The 21322-nt window shown below is 65.3% G+C and carries 17 protein-coding genes; 8 read left to right on the top strand and 9 right to left on the bottom strand.

Annotated features, from left to right (window positions below):
• From F8A90_RS14245 to F8A90_RS14230, 4 genes are all read right to left on the bottom strand, one after another.
• Nucleotides 1–1419, bottom strand: a complete 1419-nt coding sequence (locus F8A90_RS14245; RefSeq protein WP_166019993.1) for an ATP-binding protein — start codon at nt 1417–1419, stop codon at nt 1–3.
• Complete coding sequence (locus tag F8A90_RS14240; RefSeq protein WP_233593344.1) at nt 1416–4541, bottom strand: efflux RND transporter permease subunit; 3126 nt, start codon at nt 4539–4541, stop codon at nt 1416–1418. The genes F8A90_RS14245 and F8A90_RS14240 overlap by 4 nt, the downstream gene beginning before the upstream one ends.
• Nucleotides 4538–5941, bottom strand: coding sequence for an efflux RND transporter periplasmic adaptor subunit (locus F8A90_RS14235; RefSeq protein ID WP_200017540.1), 1404 nt, complete (start codon nt 5939–5941; stop codon nt 4538–4540). Before F8A90_RS14235 ends, F8A90_RS14240 begins: the two co-directional genes overlap by 4 nt.
• Nucleotides 5942–6297: 356 nt before the next feature.
• Nucleotides 6298–7656 carry a GntP family permease gene (locus tag F8A90_RS14230; protein ID WP_200017539.1) on the bottom strand — a complete coding sequence of 453 codons (1359 nt, stop codon included), beginning with the start codon at nt 7654–7656 and terminating at the stop codon, nt 6298–6300.
• Nucleotides 7657–7989: 333 nt separating this feature from the next.
• Here F8A90_RS14230 and F8A90_RS14225 point away from each other — a divergent pair, with 333 nt between their 5' ends.
• Nucleotides 7990–8541: a gluconokinase gene (locus F8A90_RS14225; protein WP_166019990.1), complete on the top strand. Its 552-nt coding sequence runs from the start codon at nt 7990–7992 to the stop codon at nt 8539–8541.
• 58 nt (nt 8542–8599) lie between these two features.
• Here F8A90_RS14225 and F8A90_RS14220 read toward each other — a convergent pair whose 3' ends face one another.
• The 3 genes from F8A90_RS14220 to F8A90_RS14210 all read right to left on the bottom strand — a co-directional run bounded on the left by F8A90_RS14220 (nt 8600) and on the right by F8A90_RS14210 (nt 11699).
• Nucleotides 8600–9637, bottom strand: coding sequence for a LacI family DNA-binding transcriptional regulator (locus tag F8A90_RS14220; protein ID WP_166019989.1), 1038 nt, complete (start codon nt 9635–9637; stop codon nt 8600–8602).
• 76 nt (nt 9638–9713) lie between these two features.
• Nucleotides 9714–10640: a lysine exporter LysO family protein gene (locus F8A90_RS14215; RefSeq protein WP_200017538.1), complete on the bottom strand. Its 927-nt coding sequence runs from the start codon at nt 10638–10640 to the stop codon at nt 9714–9716.
• 195 nt (nt 10641–10835) lie between these two features.
• Nucleotides 10836–11699, bottom strand: coding sequence for a hypothetical protein (locus tag F8A90_RS14210; protein ID WP_200017537.1), 864 nt, complete (start codon nt 11697–11699; stop codon nt 10836–10838).
• Nucleotides 11700–11955: 256 nt separating this feature from the next.
• Between F8A90_RS14210 and F8A90_RS14205 the strand changes: the two genes are divergently transcribed.
• Nucleotides 11956–12516: a DJ-1/PfpI family protein gene (locus tag F8A90_RS14205; RefSeq protein ID WP_166019986.1), complete on the top strand. Its 561-nt coding sequence runs from the start codon at nt 11956–11958 to the stop codon at nt 12514–12516.
• Between the two features lie 74 nt (nt 12517–12590).
• On the opposite strand, the gene F8A90_RS14200 is transcribed toward F8A90_RS14205, so the two are convergent.
• The gene (locus F8A90_RS14200) at nt 12591–13802 is read right to left on the bottom strand and encodes a PLP-dependent cysteine synthase family protein (protein WP_200017536.1); all 1212 of its coding nucleotides are present in this window, start codon (nt 13800–13802) and stop codon (nt 12591–12593) included.
• Nucleotides 13803–13934: 132 nt separating this feature from the next.
• Here F8A90_RS14200 and F8A90_RS14195 point away from each other — a divergent pair, with 132 nt between their 5' ends.
• Nucleotides 13935–14390 (top strand): Lrp/AsnC family transcriptional regulator, encoded by a 456-nt coding sequence (locus tag F8A90_RS14195; protein ID WP_043334316.1) that lies wholly within the window; start codon nt 13935–13937, stop codon nt 14388–14390.
• Between the two features lie 53 nt (nt 14391–14443).
• Here the strand turns inward: F8A90_RS14195 and F8A90_RS14190 are convergent, their stop codons facing one another.
• A complete protein-coding gene (locus F8A90_RS14190) occupies nt 14444–15448 on the bottom strand; it encodes a 2-hydroxyacid dehydrogenase (protein WP_200017535.1) in 1005 nt (334 codons plus the stop codon).
• A gap of 444 nt (nt 15449–15892) precedes the next feature.
• Between F8A90_RS14190 and doeA the strand changes: the two genes are divergently transcribed.
• The 5 genes from doeA to trmA all read left to right on the top strand — a co-directional run bounded on the left by doeA (nt 15893) and on the right by trmA (nt 21149).
• The gene (gene doeA / locus F8A90_RS14185; RefSeq protein ID WP_166019983.1) at nt 15893–17203 is read left to right on the top strand and encodes an ectoine hydrolase DoeA; all 1311 of its coding nucleotides are present in this window, start codon (nt 15893–15895) and stop codon (nt 17201–17203) included.
• Between the two features lie 45 nt (nt 17204–17248).
• Nucleotides 17249–18334, top strand: coding sequence for a N(2)-acetyl-L-2,4-diaminobutanoate deacetylase DoeB (gene doeB / locus F8A90_RS14180; RefSeq protein WP_200017534.1), 1086 nt, complete (start codon nt 17249–17251; stop codon nt 18332–18334).
• Nucleotides 18331–18834: an Lrp/AsnC family transcriptional regulator gene (locus tag F8A90_RS14175; RefSeq protein WP_200017533.1), complete on the top strand. Its 504-nt coding sequence runs from the start codon at nt 18331–18333 to the stop codon at nt 18832–18834. Before doeB ends, F8A90_RS14175 begins: the two co-directional genes overlap by 4 nt.
• 50 nt (nt 18835–18884) lie before the next feature.
• On the top strand, nt 18885–19811 hold the full coding sequence (murI, locus tag F8A90_RS14170; protein WP_200017532.1) for a glutamate racemase: 927 nt from the start codon (nt 18885–18887) through the stop codon (nt 19809–19811).
• A 207-nt stretch (nt 19812–20018) separates the two neighbouring features.
• Nucleotides 20019–21149 (top strand): tRNA (uridine(54)-C5)-methyltransferase TrmA, encoded by a 1131-nt coding sequence (trmA, locus tag F8A90_RS14165; RefSeq protein WP_200017531.1) that lies wholly within the window; start codon nt 20019–20021, stop codon nt 21147–21149.
• Nucleotides 21150–21322 lie beyond the last annotated feature (173 nt).

Below are 21322 nucleotides of genomic sequence, written 5' to 3'. Positions count from 1 at the left end.
TCAAGTAGACAACAGCGGCAGGCGAATGTCCCATCGCAGTCCGCCCAGTGATGACTGGCCCGGTACCAGCTCACCATCATGGGCACTGACCAGCGCGCTGGCGATCGACAGGCCCAGGCCTGAACCCCCGCTGGAGCGATTGCGCGAGTTCTCGACCCGGTACAGGCGCTCGGTGAGGTGGGCAAGCTCGGCGTCCGGGACGCCGGGGCTCGAATCCTCCCAGCGCACCACCGCCCAGCCGGGGTGGCCGGCGCCATCCCCGGGTGAGGCAGCCTCGCGCAGCAGGCTGACCTTCAACTTGCCGGGCGAGTCGGTGTAGGCGCGGGTGTTGCTGGCCAGATTGCTCCACAGCTGATGCAGGCGCTGCATGTCGCCCTGCACGCGCAGTGGCAGCTGGATGTCGGTCTCCAGCTGGATGCCGCTGTCTTCCAGCCAGCCGCGCAGGTCGTCCAGGCTATCGTTGAGCTGGGCATCCAGCTCCAGCGGCTCGCGCCAGGCTTCCAGGGTGCCGGCGTCGCTCTGGGCCAGCAGGCGCAGGTCCGACACCAGGCGGTTGAGGGCATCCACCTCCTGTTCCAGCGAGCCGAGGCTGTCCTGGCTCATCGGGCGGATACCGTCCTGCATGGCCTCTATCTCGCCCTTGAGCACCGCCAGCGGCGTGCGCAGTTCATGGGAGATATCACTCACCCAGCGCTGGCGGGAATCGCGGTTGGTCTCCAGCGTCTGCGCCAGCGCATTGAAGTCACCGGCCAGCCGCGACAGCTCATCCCGCCCGCGCACCGGCAGGCGGGTGGCATAGTCGCCGCTCGATAGACGGCTGGCGCCACTGGCGAGGTCTCGCACCCGGTGGCCCAGCCACCAGGCGATACCGGCCGCCGCCAGCAGCGAGGCGAAGGTGGAGGACAGGATGATGGTGGTCAGATTGCGTGATTGGCGCTCCAGATACTGGTCCTTGCCGCGGCGCAGGAATTCACTCACCGGCAGGTAGCCCAGCTCGCCGATCTTCTCGCCGTCCAGTATCAGGTCCTTGAACTGCATGCCGGGGATGGGGCGTGGCGGCCCATTGAGGCGTTGGCCGCGAGTATCGCGCAGCATGTAGTCCTGGGGGCGATTGAGGTTGGCGCCCGGCGGTATCTCGAATCTGTCCGGCGGCGCCTGGGAATGCACGATGCGCCCCCAGTTGCGCCGGCTCTTCATCCAGTCCCAGTTGCCTTCCGCGGCGTAGGCGCTGACCAGGTCGGACGAGATCAGCTCGATGCGCTCCTGCTGGGTCTGCTCCAGATACTCCGCAAATCCTCTGTCCATGCTGTGGGAGATGAACATGTAGATGCTGCCGCCGATCACGACATTGGTCAGCAGCAGGATCACGAACAGCCGCACGGACAGCCGTGAGCGCCAGGCGGTGATGGCGGGCATCATGATGGTTGTTCCTCCTGACGCGGGGTGCGGGGCGGCAGCCCCAGCAGGCGTCGCAGGTTGTGCTGCAGGTCTTCCAGCAACAGATAGAGCGAGGGCACCAGGATCAGCAGGATGACCGTCGCGAACAGGATGCCGAAGCCGATGGAGACCGCCATCGGGATCATGAAGCGCGCCTGGCGCGAGGTCTCGAAGATCATCGGCGCCAGGCCGAAGAAGGTGGTCAGTGTCGTCAGCAGGATGGGGCGCAGACGCCGCGTGGCCGCCATGATGATCGCCTCACGCGCGGTGGCGCCGGCCAGACGCTGGCGGTTGGCGTAGTCGATCAGCACCAGGGCGTCGTTGATGACGATGCCCGACAGCGCCAGCATGCCCATCAGGCTGATCACCGACAGGCCATAGCCCATCAGCTGATGGCCGATGACTGCGCCGATCAGGCCAAAGGGAATCGCCGTCATCACCAGCAGCGGCTGCAGATAGCTTCTGAACGGCAACGCCAGTAGCAGATAGAGTGCCGCCAGCGTCAGCAGCAACGACACCTGCAATGACCCCAGGTTGTCGGCGGTCTCCTCCTGACGCCCGCCATAGCCGATGCTCAGGCTCGGATACTGGCTCTTCAGCTGGGGGTAGACGTCGCTTTCCAGACTGGTGATCACCTGACTGACCGCGTCGGACGGAGTCACGTTGGCGGTGACCTCGATCACGCGGCGCCCGTCGATGCGCAGGATGCTGGACGCGGCGCGTCCCTGCTCGATGTCGGCCACCAGCCCCAGGGGGACGCTGACGCCGTTGCCGGTCTGTACGCCGAAGTTCTCCAGCTGGGCGAGGCTTGCGCGCTGGTCTTCGGGCAGCAGCACCTTGACCTCGACCTCATTGCGGCCCTGCTGCTGCTTGAGGGCAGTCGCGCCGGACAGCGGCCCGCGCAGCTGGTTGGCCAGGGTGGCGCCATCCAGGCCCAGCGAGCGACCGTAGGCATTGAGCTGCAGATAGAGCTCGCGCTTGCCGTCATCCAGGCCGCTGTCGACGTCCGACAGCGAGCTGTAATCCTCAAGTGACGTCGCCAGCGACTCGGCGGCGGCCATCAGCGCGCCACTGTCAGACGAGGAAAGCCGGATGGTGAGGCCGGCGCCACGACCCGGGCCGCCGATGTCGGACTCGAACAGCAGCGAATCGGTATTGGCGATGGTGCCGGCTTCCTCACGCCAGGCCGTGATCAGCTGCGAGGGCGACCAGTTGTCCTCCACCGTGGTGTCCAGGTTGGCGATGATGCTCAGCGAGTTGCCTTCGATCTCGGCGCTGGTGGAGAAGATAGCGGGGGCGTCGTCGCGCTCGCGGACTCGCTCCAGCGCGTCCAGCAGCAGGGTGCGTACCTCGCGGTCCTGGCTGATCGGGCTACCCACCGGCAGGTTGGCGGTGACGCCGGCACGGTTGGACTCGACACGCGGCATCAGCGAGAAACCGAGGCGGCCACTGGCCATCCAGGCCATCGCCAGTACCAGCAGCGCCAGGCCGCAGATGGCGGTCAGGCCGCGATAGTTCAGGCACCCCTCGAGGAAGGGCTGGAAGCGGCGTCGCGTGAAGCGCTCGAGGCCGTGCTGAACGCCATGGCGCACGCGGTCCAGCGGTGCCAGCCAGCGGATCGGCTTCTCGCTGGTGTGACCCAGGTGTGCGGGCAGGATGAAGATCGCCTCGATCCAGCTCAGCGCGAAGATGCTGATCACCACCAGCGGGATGATGCCGAACACCAGCCCGAGGAAGCCGGGCAGGAACAGCAGCGGAATGAAGGCGACGATGTTGGACAGGATCGAGAACGCCAGCGGCACCGCGATCTCGCGCGCGCCGAGAATGGCGGCTTCGCGCATGCTGGCGCCGCGCTCGCGGTGCGAGTGGATGTTCTCGCCGACGATGATGGCGTCATCGACCACGATGCCCAGCGCGATGATGAAGGCGAACATCGAGATCATGTTGATGGACACGCCGACCAGCGGCAGGAACAGCATCGCGCCGAGGAAGGCGGTGGGAATGCCCAGCGTGACCCAGAAGGCGAGACGCGCCTCGAGGAACAGCCCCAGCAGCACCAGTACCAGTACCAGCCCCATCCAGGCATTCTTGAGCAGCAGCTCCAGACGGTCCTGATAGACCAGCGAGTCATCGTCCTCGACGCTCAGCGTCAGACCACGCGGCAGGCTGGCGGTCAATTGCGGCAGCATCGCCATGGTCGCCGCGGACAGTTCGTTGGGTGTCTGGGAGCCGACCTGATAGATGTCCAGGCCAATCGCCGGTTCGCCGTCGTAGAGCACTTCCTTGTCGCTGTCGGCGAAGCCATCGGTGACGGTGGCGATATCGCCCAGACGCACGACATTGCCTTCCTGGCTGGAGATCACCGGCAGCTGCGCGAACTCGGCGGCGCCGTCGCGACGCGCCTCATAGCGCACCAGGTATTCGCCCTGCTGGGTGTCGAGGCTACCCCCGGCCAGGTTGAGCGCCTGATTGCCGATCAGGCCGGCGATATCCTGATGCGACAGGCCATAGCGGCGCAGCGCGCCTTCTTCCAGCGCGACATGCACCTCGCGGTCACGGATGCCGGTCAGCTCCACCTTGGTGATGTCGTCACTGTCGAGCAGGCTCAGGCGCAGACGCTCGGCGACATTGCGCAGGGTCTGGTCATCGGTCTGGCCATGCAGCTTGAGCTCCATCACGCTGCGCGAGCGGCCCGCCAGCGAGTAGACGGGCGGATCGGATTCATCGGGCAGGGTGGTGATGCTGTCGATGGCCTGCTGGATGTCCTGATAGGCGCGCATGGTCTCGACGCCGTCCTGCAGCTCGATGGACAGCGAGCCGAGGCCTTCCTCGGCGGTGGCGGTGATCTCCTCGATGCCCTCCACGTCCTGTACCGCGGACTCCATCGCCTGCAACAGGCTCTCGGAGACCTCATCCGGCGTGGCGCCGGAATAGCTGACGCTGACGTTGATGATCTCGAGTTCGAAGGAGGGGAAGACCTCCTTCTTGATCTGACTGGACATCAGCAGGCCGCCGAGAATCAGACACAGCATCAGCAGGTTGGCGGCGACGCCGTGATCGTGCATCCAGCGGATGGGGCCCTTGAGGCGCGACTGTGCCGTCATGAGTCACTTCCGGTGGTCGTGGTGTTCTGGTCGGCTACCGTGGCGTTCCTGTCGCCAGTCGCCGTGTCCTTCTCGACTGTCGCGGTGCTCTTGTCGCCAGCCGTGGTCTTGTCGTCAGTCGCCTTGGCATCTGCCGCCTGGGCGGTCGGCGTCGGCGCATCGCCGCGTGCGCGCAGTGCCATGCCGGCTTCGACGCTGCTCAGGGAGCTTGTAATGACGCGCTCGCCGTCCACCAGACCGTCGGCGACCAGCAGGGTGTCATTGCCCAGATGGCGCACGCCTATCGAGCGCTTCTCGAGATGACCGTCCTGCGTCAGCACCCAGACCTGCTGCCCGCTGCGCAGTGCACTGATCGGCAGTTCGATCAGCGAGGCGGTGCGCTGGGGTGTCAGGGTCGCCTCGACCACATCGCCGATGCGCAGTGCCGGAGTGCTGGCGCGCGCCTCCTCGGAGACATTGAGCGCCAGCGGGTCTTCCACCGCCACCATCACCTGGGTCAACAGGCCGTTGTCTTCCAGCGACGGCAATACGCTCCACACTTCGCCACGCCGATGCTGGCCATCCGGCCAGGCCTTGCTCGAGAGCAATACCGGCGTGCCCTGGCCATCACGGGCGTGGGTCGAGAGCCATTCCATGTCGGCCTGCGGCAGATTGAGGCGCACCCAGAAGCGGTCGGTGGCCACCAGCGTCAACAGGTCAGTGAAGGCGTTGAGGTCACTGCCTTCGCCGACCAGACGCTCGCTGATCAGACCGTCGTAGGGGGCGCGAATCTCGGTGCGTGCCAGATTGAGCTTTGCCTGATCGCGGCTGGCGCGGGCGCTTTCCACGGCGGCCTGGGCCGACTTGAGCTGAGGCTCGCGCAGGACCAGTGCTTTCTGGGCCGCCGGCAGGTTGCGACCGAAGGTCTTGTATTCCGAGGCGGCGCGGATCTGCTCGCCCTTTTCAGAGGCGAGGCTGGCTTCTGCCGTGGCGAGATCCGCCTCGGCCTGCCGCAGTGCCAGCTGATAATCCAGTTGGTCGAGACTGGCCAGCAGCTGATTCTCGCGGACTTCGCGGCCGGCCTCGATGCCTTCGGGGAAGGGCGCCAGCTGACCGCTGACGCGCGTGGAGACCGTGGTCTGACGATCGGCGATCACGCGACCGAAGCCCTCAAGCGTCGGGGCGTTGGCAGCGTGGCTGACCGTCACTACCTCGACCGTGGGCGCAGGCGCCTCGCTGGGGGCACGCTTCGGCGCACCGGGGCGATGATTCATCCACCAGGCGGCGAGGGCGATCGCCAGCGCGAGAATGATCAGCGCCAGCAGGCGCATCCAGATCAGGCGCCGCGAGGACGGTGCAGGGCGGCCGTCAGGGGCGGGCGACGCGGAAGACGACGCTGGCGTCTCAGGGCTATGGTCCATGCGGACTCCGAACGAAAAGTGACTGGCCTGATGCGCAGCCGTCTTCTGGCCAGTCGCTGTGGCGTCGGTCAGAGCGGGCGGTGGATCATGGCCATGAAAGGCAGACGAATGGGTGGATGATCGCATGATGCCATTCAGGCGCAATGCCAAAATGGGAAATAGCGTGCAACAAACGCAATCTACAATTGCGCGATTGGCACCCCACAAAAAAGCTGCCACTCGAAGTGGCAGCTTTTCATGAGTCCGTCGGGCGGGTGGCATCTCTGACGGATGAATCGCGCTATCAGCCTGGCTGAACCGCGTGGGCAGGCCAGATTTCAGTAGTTGAAATAGTTGAAATAGTTGAACTGGATAAACTAGAGGAACAGGCCGATCAGCAGCGCCATGCAGACCCCGATCACGCCGATCAGGGTCTCCATTACCGTCCAGCTCTTCAGCGTTTCCTTCTCGGTGAGGCCGAAGTAGCGGCTGACCAGCCAGAAGCCGGAGTCATTGACGTGACTGAGCACGGTGGCACCACTGGCGATGGCGATCACCACCAGGCCCAGCACCGGGCCTGACAGCGCCAGCGTATCGATCACCGGGGCCATCAGGCCGGCGGCGGTGATCATCGCCACGGTGGCCGAGCCCTGGATGACACGCACGGCGGTGGCGATCAGGAAGGCAAGCAGGATCGGCGGCAGGTTGCTGTCGGCCATCAGGTTGCCGAGCACGTCACCGACCCCGGAATCGATCAGCATCTGCTTGAAGACGCCGCCCGCACCGGTGACCAGGATGATGATGCCGGCGGGTTCAAGTGCCTTGGTGGCGACTTCCATCACCTGTTCGCGCGTCATGCCACGGCGCGTGCCCAGCAGGGTGAAGGCCATCAGGGTGGCCAGACTCAGCGCCACGAACGGATGGCCGAGGAAGCCCAGCCAGCCGACCAGCGGGCTGTCATCACCGAACAGGAAGCCCGAGACGGTGTTGAGCACGATCAGCGCCAGCGGCAGCAGTACGATGGACAGGATCAGACCGAAGCCCGGTGCGCGCTGATTGACCTCTTCGTCGCTCATCACGCTGCCGGTATTTCCCATGTAATCCGGGATCCTGGCGTCGATACGCGCCGCGATGAAGCGACCGAAGATCGGCCCCGCGACGATCATCGCCGGCAGGCCACACAGCGCCCCGAACAGGATGACGTAGCCGAGATCTGCACCGATCAGCTTGGCGACCGCGATCGGCCCCGGCGTCGGCGGAATGAAGGAGTGCGTCACGGCCAGACCGGCCAGCAGCGGGATGCCGTAATAGAGCAGCGAGCGGCCGCTGCGACGCGCCAGCGCGTAGACCAGCGGCACCAGAATGATGAAGGCGACATCCAGGAATACCGGAATCGCGACCAGAAAGCCGGTCAGCGCCAGCGCCCATTGCGAGCGTGAGGTGCCGAAGCGCCCCAGCAGGGTGTTGGCCATGCGATCGACACCGCCGGACACTTCCAGCATCTTGCCGAACATCGCGCCGAGACCGACCACGGTGGCAACGAAGCCCAGGGTGTTGCCCATGCCGTTGGTGACGGAGTCGATGATGGCGTCGGGCTGCATGCCGGTGGCCAGTCCGACCCCCAGACTCACCACCAGCAGGGCAACGAAGGCATGCAGGCGCAGGCGCATGACGAGGTAAAGCAGCAGCAGGATGCCGCCGAGGGCGGCAAGGACGAGGGTGCTATCTGGGGACATGATGGCGAACTCTTGCGGCTGGCAACGGCGTGATCATCAGCCATTGCCCAAAGGCGTATTGTGTGAGGCGTCGTGGGTCGTGCAGGATGGAAGTTACCGGTAACATTAACGCTTACGCAATGATCCGAAAGGTGCATGAGGGGCAAAAGACGGTCGCGTCTGGCAGCAGATTGTCCGCCAACGGGCGGTCGCTCAGCGCGCGACAGCCGTCCCGAGGCGCCGGGCAAGGGATTGATCGGCTACATCGGGTACGCCGGTGGGGCCATCGTTTTCATTCAGGGGGAGAGGGTTTTCATGCAGCAGCAGGCAGAAGGAGCATCAGCGGTCGCGTCGATGCCGACCAGGTCAGAGGCTCTGGCCGCTCAGGGTGGCGTGCGTCTGGTGGTCATGGGGGTGTCGGGCTGTGGCAAGTCGCATGTCGGGCAGCAGCTGGCGGCGTGCCTGGGCGCGCAGTTCATCGATGGCGACGATTATCACGGTGAGGCCAACGTGGCCAAGATGGCGCGCGGTATCCCGCTGGATGACGACGATCGCCACGGCTGGCTGGCCCGTCTGGCCGAGCTGATCGAGGCGGCGCGTCGCGACGGACGCAGTCTGGTACTGGCCTGCTCGTCCTTGAAGCGACGTTATCGGGATCAACTGCGTGGCGGGGACCCCGCGCTGGGCTTCGTATTTCTCGAAGGCACGCGCGAGCTGCTGCTGGAACGCCTCGAGGCGCGAACCGATCATTTCTTCAAGGGCGCTGACATGCTCGACAATCAGCTGGCGACGCTCGAGGTGCCCGGCGACGACGAAGGGCGCATCCATACCCTCGATATCAGCGCCACGCCGCAGGCGCTGGTCGAGAGTGTCTGTCAGCAGGTCCTCGACGCGCCAGAGCGCTAGTCAGTCGCCGGGCGTATCACGCGGACAGGCTGCTGCCACGTATTACGAGGAGAAAGTATCATGGCGCCAGGCTGCCACCTTTCTGCAGACTGAAGCCCAGATCTTCCCACAGGCCGTGGGGCGTGGCGTCGAGATCACCGCTCAAGCGCGCCAACAGCAGAGCGGCGGCGCGCTCGCCGATCTCGCGGCGTGGCGTGACCACGCTGGCCAGCGGCGGCCAGGTGCCGCGGGTCATCTCCAGGCCGTTGAAGCCGGCCAGTGCCAGCTGGTCGGGCACCGACAGGCCGCGGCGTTGACACTCGAACAGCCCGCCGGCCGCCAGGTCGTCATTGCAGCAGAACACGGCCTGGGTCTCGGGCCAGCGAGTCAGCATCTCATCGAGCAGCTCGCCGCCCATGCGCACGCTGGAGGGCGCATCGGTGGTCAACAGCGCCTGCTGCGACAGGCCGGCGGCCTCCATTGCTGCACGCCAGCCGCCCAGGCGCTGTTCGACGCGGCGGTCCATGCGCGCGCCGAGAAAGCCGATATGGCGATGCCCCAGGGCGATCATGGCCTCGGTCATCGCGCGGCCAGCGGCGTGCTGGTCCAGTCCTACCGCCATGTCGAGCGGCGTCTCGCGTTTCTCCATGCATTCCACCACCGCACAGCCCGAGCGCGCGATCATCTCGCGGGTACGAGGGCTATGGCGACTGCCGCACAGCACCAGCCCGTCGATGCCGAAGGAGAGCCAGGTCTCGATCAGGCGCTCCTCTTCCTGCATCGAATAGCCGGTATGGCCGATCAGCAGCTGATAGCCCGCGGCGGCCAGTGGGGCTTCCAGGCCGCGATGCAGCTCCGAGAACACGGCGTTGGAGAGCGAAGGAATCAGCAGCGCGATCAGTCGCGAGTGACCACTGGCGAGGCTGCCGGCCTGACGATTGGGCATGTAACCCAGCTCGCGGGCACATTCGGTTACCCGCTCGCGCATCGCGGCGGATACCTTCTCGGGCTGATTGAGCGCGCGCGACACCGTGACCTTGGTGACGCCCAGTCGGGCGGCGATATCGGCCAGGGTGACGCGCTTGAGGCGGGAAGCTTTGTGTGGCTGAGAGGGCATGGACATTCAAGCGGCTGCGGAGGAGGACAAGAGTGTCCCTGTTAAGGCGGCCCGGGAGCAAGCCTTGCCCGACGGATCAGACGTGACTCAGCGAGAGCAGGAACAGAATCATCGGCGGCGCCGCCAGCGACAGCAGGAAGCCCGAGACGACGGCGACCGGGACGCAGGCCACGCCGCCGGTCTGCTGGATCACCGGTAGCGTGAAGTCCATCGAGGTGGCCCCGCCGATGCCGATGGCCAGCGGCGTGTAGCGCTGGATGGTCAGAGGGATCAGCACGAAGGCCAGCAGCTCGCGCGCCAGATCATTGAAGAAGGCGGCGCCGCCGAGAATCGGGCCGAGCTGATCACCGATCAGGATCCCCGACAGGGAGTACCAGCCGAAGCCAGCCGAGATCGCCATGCCCTGATTCCACTCCAGCGCCAGCAGAGGCGCTGCCAGCAGGCCGCCGACCAGCGAACTGGCCATCACCGTCAGCGCGATGACCAGACCGTGTCGATTGAGCAGTATCTGGCGCAGGCTCATGCCGGAGCTTCTAAGCTGGCAGCCGATCAGCGCCAGCAGCACATAGAGCGCCCATTCGGCGAGGGTGTCGGTATCAAGCTGGGTGCCGAAGGTCTTGAGCAGTACGCCGGCGCCAACGCCGAGCGCGACCACGGCGGCAAGGGTCAACGAGCCCGACAGCGCCTGCCAGCGGGTCATCGGCGCGCCATCTACCGCCTGGGCGGGATTGGCGCGCAGCGGGCTGCGCCGCGACAGCCACCACAGCGCCAGCAGATTCAGCGGCGTGATGATGGCGAACAGCGTCAGCGCCTGCCCGCTCATGGCGGCCATGCCGGCACTCAACTGCTCCAGCGCCGCCAGCCCCATGCCCATCAGGAACAGGATGAGATAGATGGAGGCATTGACCAGCCGGTTGACCACCGCCAAGCGATCAGGATCGGTGAGGCGTACCAGGTAGCCGAGTATCAGCGGCAGCAGAATGAAGATGAGACCTGACAGCATGACCCTTCCCTGGCGTTACCACCCGGACAACAGGGGTGGCGCAAGTGATTGATTGGCGGTGAATACCGCCGAAGGGCCTTACTATATCGGTTGGCGTGGAGTCTGGATAACCCCGCTAGCACCATTGCGCGAGAGACTTGCTGATGACGTATCAGCGGGGCTTATGATCAGCCGCTTCAGAGGTGGGAGCTGTCATCACTGGCGGGCGCTGCTCAGCTGGTTGAGGGTCAGATGGGCCGAGCGCGGCGGTACCTCGCCGTGGCGGTTGCCGTCCTTGTCCATGACGTCTTCGTAGTCGAGGTAATCGAGGCCGACCATCAGGCCCGGCCAGCGCGGCGCCAGCCAGATACGGTAGTGCTTGTGCTCACGATGCTTGCGCCACGCCTCGATGCGCAGGGTGCGGAAGGTGCGCTGTGCCGCCTGGCGCGTTTCCTGGCCCTGGATCTCGTACATCAGGGTGCGCTGGCGACCCTTGTGGTCGAGATAGTCCAGTGAGCAGGGCGTCGCGGCCAGACAGGCCTGCTCGCTCCATTGGCTGTCAACCTGCTGGCTCAGCAGTACCAGCAGGCTCTGACGGTCAGGCAGGCGGGTATCGCCTGGCTCCGGTGCTTCCCGGTTGTAGTCCTTGCCGATGCCGGCCAGCCGATAGCCGGAACGATAGCCCTCGGGCAGCAGGCGATCCTCCGCGAGCGTGAAGCGGCCCTGCTCATAGCCACTGGCGACCTTGATGGAGGCCTCCATGCTGGCGATGTACAGCTCGCCGCTCTGGCTGACGCGCTGGGTGATGGGCACGTCCGGCCAGCCTTCCAGCACCAAGGTGTAGTGGGCGGTGAAGGGCACCGGCGCGATGCTGGCGACAGGCGCCAGGGGCGCCTCCGGGCTGACAGCGGCCTCATCGCTGGCCGCTTGTGCACTGCCCGCCAGCAGCAGGAGCGCCCCCAGACCTGCGCGGCACAGTCGCTGCCATGCCGAGGGCCGATCAGCGCGTGTGGCGGTGCAAGCGTCGCGACACGTGGGGGCTTGAGAGACGTGAGACAAGGCGGAAGATGGCAGGGTCATGGTGACTCCCGAGATCGGCACTGGAGCCGTGGCCTGTGGATGGGGTGTCGAGCGGTCAGGCAGCGACGGGGCAGAGCGACTGTACATGATGATGTAATGATGTTGAGGCGATCCACAATCAAGCCAACGCCCGTCAGGCGGTCACGACGATATTTCAGCGCTTGCTCATGTGCAATGGATAGGTACTCTGTAACAGCCTTGTCCTTCCGCCGCGCGCGGCGCGTACCTAGACGTTGGGTCCAATCAGGAGATCATCATGGCCAGCATTGTCATCATTGCCGGGGATTTTGTAGAAGATTATGAGCTGATGGTGCCGTTCCAGGCGCTGCAGGCGATGGGGCATCGCGTGGATGTCGTCTGCCCGGACAAGACGGAAGGCGATATCGTCAAGACCGCCATCCATGACTTCGAGGGCGACCAGACCTATACCGAGAAGCCGGGCCACAACTTCGCGCTCAACGCCAGCTTCGCCGAGATCGCCGTCGAGAGTTACGACGCGCTGCTGATCCCCGGTGGCCGTGCCCCCGAGTATCTGCGTCTGGATGAGCGTGTGCTGACGATGGTGCGTCACTTCGTCGAGGCCGACAAGCCCATCGCCGCCGTCTGTCATGGTCCGCAGCTCTTGGCCGCCGCCATGTCGCTGGAAGGCCATCGCGTCAGCGCCTATCCGGCCTGCGCCCCTGAGGTGAAGCTGGCGGGCGGTGAGTTCGTGTCGCTGGAAGTGACCGACGCCGTGACCTCCGGCAAGCTGGTGACCGCACCGGCCTGGCCGGCGCATCCGGAATGGCTGCGTCAGTTCCAGGCGCTGCTGGTGTGATGCATTCCTGCTAGCCACGCCGTCACATCGGCTTTGCCTTACGACACCCTGCCACCCGGCGGGGTGTCGTCGTTTCAGGCCCCGTCGTTTCTATGGGCAAACGCCTCGATCCAGGCCCGCTGCGGGGCGAGTCGCGATTGCTGGGCGGCTCGCCATGCGGGATCGCCCAGCGTGGTGGCATACCGCTCGGCGTGATCACAGGCCAGCAGCAACCAGCTGCCGGCCAGCGACTCACCGCGAGCGCGCCTGAGCGCCAGACTCTCGAGCAGCCCCGCGAAGGCGGTGCCGGTGGAGGGGCCGACTTCAAGCCCGGCATGCTCGGCCAGCCATAGCGCGGCCGCCTGACTGCGCGCATCCGCGATGCGTCGGTAGTCATCGAAATGCGCGGGGTCGAATGCCTCTAGCACGCAGGGGCGTCCGATGCCTTCGATGGGGTTGGCCGCCTGCGGGGCGGGCAGGCGGGTCGTACGGGTGCCGTGGGCACGATGGTGCTGCCAGCAGGCGTGATAGACGGAGTGCTCGGGGTCCACGCCGATCACGCGGGCACGATGTCCTGCCTGATGCAGATGGCGCAGATGACGCGCGAAGCTGGCGGCGCTGCCGCCGGTGCCGGCGCCGAGAAATACCGCCTGCAGCTCGGGCAGCTCACGTGCGGCGATCTGTGCCAGACACTCCCCAGGCAGGCTCGTATCGCTTGCCCCGTCGCTTGCCCTGTCACCGGCAGTAGCGGCATGGCGGAACTGGTTGATGAAGTGACCGCCGCTGTCATCGGCAAGCGCCTGCGCATGCTGGCAAAGCCGAGCGGAGTCTTCGATTTCCACCACGCGCCCGCCCTCGCCACGAATCGCTTCCTGCTTGTAAAAGGCGGTGCCCCTGGGCACCACGGCAATGAATTGAAGCCCCAGCCGGCGTGCCAGCCACGCCTCGGAGACCGCCGTGGAGCCCGAGGAGGCTTCGATCACCGGACAGCCGGGTGTGAGCCAATCCTTCAGCAGGGCCTGCTCGAACAGCGACATCGCCAGGCGATGCTTGAGCGAGCCGCTGGCATGCGCCCGCTCGTCCTTGATCAGGATGCGCGCCTCGCCCAGTCCGCGCAGGCTGAGTTCCAACAGCGGGGTCACCGGAGTGGCGGCTTTCAAGGTCGCAAGCCTGGCGAGGCTGCGTTGGCGCCATGATTCACGCTGAGTCGCATGCGGGGCGTACTGTTCTGGGGGCGTAGCTGTGAGCGTACTGGCGTCGGTGGCCGCCATGAAAGGTGCTGTCGAAGGGGAGGCAGTGATCGTCATGGCGGCGGTTCCGGTCGCAGGAAGGAGCTTTCATGGTACGACCAGCCGCCAAGCAAAACTTGCCAGTATGCATGGCGTGAGCCATGTTTCATGGCAAGAATTCATTGCGAGGTGAGGGTAATGGAGAAAATAGTGCTCGATGCCACGGACCGCGCCCTGCTGCGGCTGCTGCAGCGCGATGCCAGCCTGTCGCTGGCGGCGCTGGCGGAAGCCGTGCATCTGACCACGTCTCCCTGCTGGAAGCGCCTCAAGCGCCTGGAAGAGTGTGGCGTGATCACCGCACGGGTGGCGTTGCTGAATGCGGAGCTGATCGGCATGGGGCTGACGGCCTTCGTGCAGCTCAAGACCCGCGATCACTCGCGGGCCTGGTTCGAGCGTTTCGTGGCCATCGTCGAGGAGATCGAGGAAGTCACCGAGTTCTATCGCATGGCTGGTGACTACGACTACCTCCTCAAGGTGCAGGTCGAGGACATGAATGCCTACGACCGCGTCTACAAGCGGCTGGTCAATACCATCGACGAGCTGAGCGACGTGTCGGCCCGCTTCGCGATGGAGCGCATCAAGACGACCACCGCACTGCCGCTGTGATGGCCGTCAGGCGGTGACGTCTATCGCCGGTTGAGCACCGCGCGCCAGCGCGCTCAATACCCGTGCTCGCGGCTGATGCCGGTCAGCACTTCACCTCGCTGAATGCGGCGAATGTTGTCGGCCAGCTGGTCGGCGGCCTCGGCCACCGGGGTCGGCGCGGCGGCATGCGGCGTGATGATCACGCGCGGCTGGTGCCACAGCGGGCTGTCCTCGGCCAGTGGCTCGTGCTGGAAGACATCGAGCAGGGCGCCCCTGAGCTTGCCTTCCTCGAGCGCCGCGACCAGATCTTTCTCGACCACGCTGCTGCCACGCCCCGGATTGATCAGCACGGCGTCGTCGGGCAGAGCCCGGAAGACGTCGGCGTTCAGCACGTCTCTCGTGGCCGGCGTATTGGGCAACAGGTTGATCACCGCCTTGAGACCGAGCGACTCGTCACCCAGCACTTGCTTGAGCGAGCGGCCGCCGGCGCCGCTTTCATGGTGGCAGGTCACGCCCTGCAATGTATGGGCGCTGCGGCTGAAGCCATGTACCGGATAGCCGTCTGCCGCCAATGATTCGGCGATCTGGCTGCCGATGGCGCCGAGCCCGAGTACCGCCACCGGGTACTGATGGGCGCGCACCACGCGGTGCGGGGCCCACTGGGTGTCCGCCTGCTGTCTGGCGTAACGGTCGAAATCACGCCGAAAGTGCAGCAGGCCATAGCGCACGTAATCCAGCATGTGGCTGGCCATGCCGGCATCGCTCAGCTTGAGCACTGGCACATCGTCAGGCAGTGCCGGGTTGTCGAGCAGGCTGTCGACGCCCGCGCCCAGATTGAGGATCGCCTTGACGTCATGATCGCGGTGGCGCTCGAACAGCGCGGCAGGCGGTGCCCACACCACCAGCACGTCGCCCAGCATCTCGCCGTCATCGGCAACGATTTCCAGCGGCGCGTGTTTTGATGACGGTTCCGACGACTCACGTTGCCGCGACCCCTTGGCGTCGGCGGCATCGCACAGGCGCTGACGCAGAGCATCGCACCAACGTTCGGCGCGTTCATGATGTACCAGTATTCGCATGCTGTTCTCCTCTTCAGGGACGCTGGGTGGCGGGGCGGGATTACTGAACTGTCCTGGTCTGTACGCAGGCGCTGTTCGTGGCTCTATTCAAAGGGGCTGGTGTTGTCACCTCGCCATGCGCGACTGCCGCGAGAGCATGGCCTGCTCACGGGCGGCAATGGCGCAGGCCTTGCAAGGGCACAAGCGAAGGGCGACAGTGCCAGAGTCGTCCTTTGACCCGTTGTTGGCAGAGTGACAGACTCGAATCCAGAGGGGAATTCGGATGTACGCATGTACGCCGACCCTGCCGACCCGCAGAGCGCATCGTTCGCTCGCGGCGCAGGCAGGCATTGTCAGCCCGGTGCGGCTGGCAGGTCGGTCACCCGCTGCCTGGCCCTGCGTATGGCCACTGGCTCCGCCCCAACGTGCTGCTTGCCTCAAGGCCTGATCGAAAAGGAGCGCTGCATGAGTCAATTCCCGCCCCATATTGGTGCGCCCCAGCCAGCCTTCGCTGGCCTGGCCACCTTGCCCAGCAGCGAGGCACCGGCCACCGAGAGTGACTGGACGCCACGCGCGCTGTCCGCTGGCCGCCAGGCCTTCACCATCGGCGAGTATCGCGCGCGCATCCAGCGGGTGCGTGAAGCCATGGCGCGCGCCGGTATCGATGTGATGGTGATTTCCGACCCCTCCAACATGGCCTGGTTGACCGGCTATGACGGCTGGTCCTTCTATGTGCACCAATGCGTGCTGCTGGGGCTTTCCGGTGAGCCGGTCTGGTATGGGCGTCGTCAGGACGGCAACGGCGCGCTGCGTACCTGCTGGATGGGTGAGGACAACATCCTGTGGTATCCGGATTACTACGTGCAGAATCCGGACATGCACCCGATGGAGTTTCTCGCCCAGTCGATCCTGCCGCAGCGTGGCTGGCACGACGGGGTCGTCGGGGTCGAGCTCGACAACTATTACTATTCGGCGCGGGCGCATCTGGCGCTGGTCAAGGAGCTGCCCCACGCGCGGCTGGTGGATGCCAACTCGCTGGTCAACTGGTGTCGGGCAATCAAGTCCGAGCAGGAAATTGCCTACATGCGCGTGGCCGGGCGCATCGTCGAGCGCATGCATTCGCGCATTCTGGAGATGATCGAACCGGGCTTGCCCAAGAGTGCGCTGGTCGCGGAGATCTATCGGGTCGGCGTCGAGGGTGTGGTCGGACCGAATGGCGAGATTCTCGGTGGTGACTATCCGGCAATCGTGCCATTGCTGCCGACCGGCAGTGATGCCGCTGCGCCGCACCTGACCTGGGATGACACGCCATTTCGTGAAGGCGAGGGCACCTTCTTCGAGATTGCCGGCTGCTACAAGCGCTATCACGCACCGCTCTCACGCACCGTCTTTCTGGGGCGTCCGCCACGCGATTTCGTGCGTGGTGAGTCGGCGTTGCTGGAAGGTATCGAAAGTGGCCTGGCTATCGCCAAGCCCGGCAATCGCTGCTGTGACATCGCCCTGGCGCTGGGCGCGGCGATGGACAAGTACGGCTTCGACCGTGGCGGCGCACGCTGCGGCTATCCCATCGGCATCAGCTATCCGCCGGACTGGGGTGAGCGCACCATGAGTCTGCGCCCTAGTGACGAGACCGTGCTGGAACCGGGCATGACCTTCCACTTTATGCCCGGCATGTGGATGGACGACTGGGGGCTCGAGATCACCGAGTCGATCCTGATCACGGAAAACGGTGCCGAGCCGCTGTGTGATGTGCCGCGCCAGCTGTTCGTCAAATAGCCTGCCGACAAGTGTCAGCAGCCCGCCATAACAAGGAGTGGTGTCATGCGAGAGTCCCCCGTCAGTCTGACCATCGATCTGTTCGCCGATGGCGTTCAGCACGGTTTCTTCAAGCTGCCTATCTCGACTGACGAGTCGGCGTGGGGTGCGGTGATGACCCCGATCAGCGTGATCGCCAATGGTGAGGGGCCGACGGTATTGCTGACCGGCGGCAACCATGGCGATGAGTACGAAGGCATCACCGCGCTCTACAAGCTGGCGGCGCGTCTCACGCCTGAGGACGTCAAGGGTCGCGTCATCATCGTGCCGACCATGAATGCGCTGGCGGCCAAGGCCGGGCGGCGTTGCTCGCCTCTCGATGGCGGCAATCTCAATCGCAGCTTCCCCGGCAGCCCCACCGGCGGCCCGACCGAACAGATCGCCGATTATTTCACACGGGTGCTGGTACCGCAGTGCGACTATGCGCTGGACCTGCATTCCGGCGGTCGCACCCTGGATATCCTGCCGTTCGCGGCCGCGCACCGTCTCGACTATCTCGAGGAGTCGCTGGGCGTCGAGCAGTGTCGCCTGCAGGAAGCCGAGAGCCTGGCCGGGGCGCTGGCCTTCGGGGCGCCCTCGGCGATGATGATGTTCGAGCTGGACGCCGAGGCACTCTACGACACCGCGGTGGAGCGTCAGGGCAAGGTCTTCGTCACCACGGAGCTGGGCGGTGGTGGTTCGACCACGCCGGAGCGCCAGGCGATCGCCGACCGTGGCGTCGACAATTTCCTCGCCTTCAGCGGTGTGCTGCGCGCGCGCAGTCGCGCGGATCTGGATCAGGACATCGAGCGCCAGCGTGCCAGCCAGGCGGGCGCGCCGCTGTTGATCGACATGCCAGATGCCAGCTGTTACGTGCAGAGTGAGCATGAAGGGCTGCTGGAGCTGTGCGTGGCACTCGGTGAGCAGGTCACGGCGGGGCAATGCGTGGCGCGGGTCTATCCGCTGGGGCGTGCCGGTCAGGCAGCCGTGGAATATCGCGCCGAGCGTGATGGCGTGCTGGTGGCGCGCCGCTTCCCGGCCCAGGTGAGTCTGGGCGACACCCTGGCGGTGATCGCGGAAGTCGTGGACGACCTGGCGCGAGAGGCCTCATGAGCGCGAGCCCCTCCCGCTCGCTGCCAGCGCCGAAACTGGATGCCTTCGATCTCAAGATTCTGGCGATACTCGAACGTGATGGCCGCATCACCAAGTCGCGGCTGGCCGAGGAGATCAACCTGTCGGTCAGCCCGTGCTGGGAGCGGGTCAAGCGCCTCGAGCAAGCGGGCATCATCGAGGGCTATGCCGCCATCATCAATCAGCAGCGCCTGAGTGATCAGCAGGGTGGCGCTGCTTCGGGGGCTGCCCCGCGCACGCCAGTCTGGGTCGAGATCCACCTCAAGCATCATGATGCCGGCAGCTTCCAGCGCTTCGAGCGTGCCATGCGAGAGGCGGACGAGGTGATCGAGTGCGTCGCCGTCGGCGGGGGAGTCGACTATCTGCTGCGTCTGGAGACCGCCAGCATCGATGCCTATCAGCGTCTGGTCGATCATTGGCTGGTGTCAGAGTTGGGCATCGATCGCTATTTCACCTACATCGTCACCAAGCAGGTAAAATAGCGCGCCAGCCCCGTCGCCCATCCTCCCATGCAGCACGAGATACTCTCACCATGGCGTCTTTCACCGCCTCTTCCGGCTCCGTCGATCGTTCGTCCCACGTCACGACCGGAGCCCCCGCCGCCCCGGTGCTGGTCTTCGACTCCGGTGTCGGCGGCTTGTCCGTCGCCGCCGAGATCCGCCGTCAGTGGCCGCAGTTGTCGCTGGCCTATGTCTGTGACAACGCCGCTTTACCCTATGGCACCAAGCCGGATGACTGGTTGATACCGCGCATCGTTCAGGTGTGCGTGGCGGCTGTCGAGGCAAGCGGGGCACGGGCGTTGGTGGTCGCCTGCAATACCGCCAGCACCCTGGCGCTGACGGCACTGCGCGAAGCACTGTCGATTCCGGTGATCGGCACCGTGCCCGCCATCAAGCCTGCTGCGGCGTTGGCACGTGCGCGCCAGAGCGCAGCACGGCGTGAGGAGTGCGAGCCGCCGGTCTTCGCGTTGCTGGCGACGTCCGCCACGGTGAGACGTGCCTATACGGAGCAGTTGATCCACGATTTCGCGGCGGATTGTCGGGTGATTCGCGTCGCCGCCGATCCGCTGGTCGCGGAGGCCGAGCGGCGTCTGCGTGGTGAGCCGGCGCGTCCTGAAGTGGTGGCGGCCAGTCTGGCTGACCTGGCGGCGGTCGAGGCGCTGGAAGTGGTGATTCTCGGCTGCACGCATTTCCCGCTGCTCGGCGCTGACATCTCGCAGGTGCTGGGCGAGTCTCGGGTGGCGCTGGTGGATTCCGGCGCGGCAATCGCCCGCCGTGTGGCGGAGGTGCTGGCGCTTGGTGCTGCGGCCCGAGTGGCTGGACAGCAAGTCGCTCAGGCGGTTCAGCCAGCATCACATGAGCACATTGCGCTGGCGACGGATGCCCGGCAGCCGGGGCTGGCCACGGCGTTGGCCAGTCAGGGTTTCGCCGCACCGCAGGCGCTGTCGTTCGACGACTGAAGCGCAGGGGCGTTGACTCTCGCGGCCCCCTTGCACCTGCTTGCCCCCATCTTGGCCCGCCATTTGGCGCTTGAGCTTCGCGCTGCCGATGGTAGGCTAGCGCGCCCAACCTTTGAATGGACGTGATCGGCATGGTTCACCATGACGTTCCCGCGTCCCTTTGCTCATCGTTTCAGTGCTGCGGTATGCCCGCAGGCAGGAGTCAGTGTGGCCATCGCCGTCGTCGATCCCAGTCAGTATGAACATCAGCTCGCCGAGAAGGCCGAGCAGACCCGTGCACGTTTCGCTGCCTTCGATGCGCCGGAACTCGAGGTATTTCCCTCGCCGCCCAGCCATTACCGCATGCGTTGCGAGTTCCGTATCTGGCACGAGGATGATGACCTCTATTACGCGATGTTCGAGGTCGAGTTCGACGACGAGGGCAACAAGAAGAAGACAGTCGTGCGCATGGACGACTTCCCGGTCGCCAGCCAGCGCATCAATGCGTTGATGCCGCTGCTGCGTGAGCGCCTCAAGGCAAGCCCGGTGCTGCGCGAGCGTCTGTTCCAGTGCGAGTTCCTCACCACCCTGAGTGGCGAGGCACTGGTCACGCTGATCTACCATCGCAAGCTCGGCGAAGACTGGGAAGCCGAGGCGCGTGCGCTGGAAGAAGAGCTCGACATCATGATCATCGGGCGTTCGCGCAAGCAGCATATCGTGCTGACGCGCGATCACGTTTTCGAGCGTCTCGAAGTCGATGGTCGCGAGTACGTCTATCAGCAGGTCGAGAACAGCTTCACCCAGCCCAATGCCGAGATATGCCGCTCGATGCTCAGCTGGGCACGTGACGTGACCCACCCCGACAAGGCGAAGGCCGAAGGTCGTGAGCAGGGCGATCTGGTCGAGCTCTACTGCGGCAACGGCAACTTCACCATCGCGCTGGCCGAGAACTTCCGTCGCGTGCTGGCCACCGAGATCTCGCGCACTTCCGTGGCCTCGGCGCAGGTCAATCTGGCCGCCAACGCCATCGACAATGCCCAGGTCGCACGCATGTCAGCGGAAGATTTTTCGCTGGCGCTGGCGGGTGAGAAGGAAGGTCGCCGCGTCGCGGAGATGGACCTCGACAATCACGACTTCCGCACCGTGCTGGTCGATCCGCCGCGTGCCGGCCTCGATGCCGACAGCTGCGAGCAGACCGCCCGTTACGAGCGCATCGTCTATATCTCCTGCAACCCGCAGACGCTGATCGACAACCTTGAGGTGCTGTGTCGCACGCACCGTATCGAACGCTTCGCGCTGTTCGATCAGTTCCCGTATACCGACCACCTCGAGTGCGGTGTCTATCTGGTTCGCAGATAAGCGCATCTTCAAACCGACAGCCGATGTCACGCCCGCATGAGCGAGGCATCGCGGCAATCGTTTGAAAAACCAGCGCCCCGTCGTCATCTACCTGTCAGGTAGGGGACGACGGGGCTTTTTTGCGCACATGACAGTCACTCGAATTAGACTTTCGTTTCATGCGCGCACCGCCA

The organism is Cobetia sp. cqz5-12 (genome assembly GCF_016495405.1).
Taxonomy (GTDB): Bacteria; Pseudomonadota; Gammaproteobacteria; order Pseudomonadales; family Halomonadaceae; genus Cobetia.
This window is presented reverse-complemented; position numbering and strand designations above follow the sequence as displayed.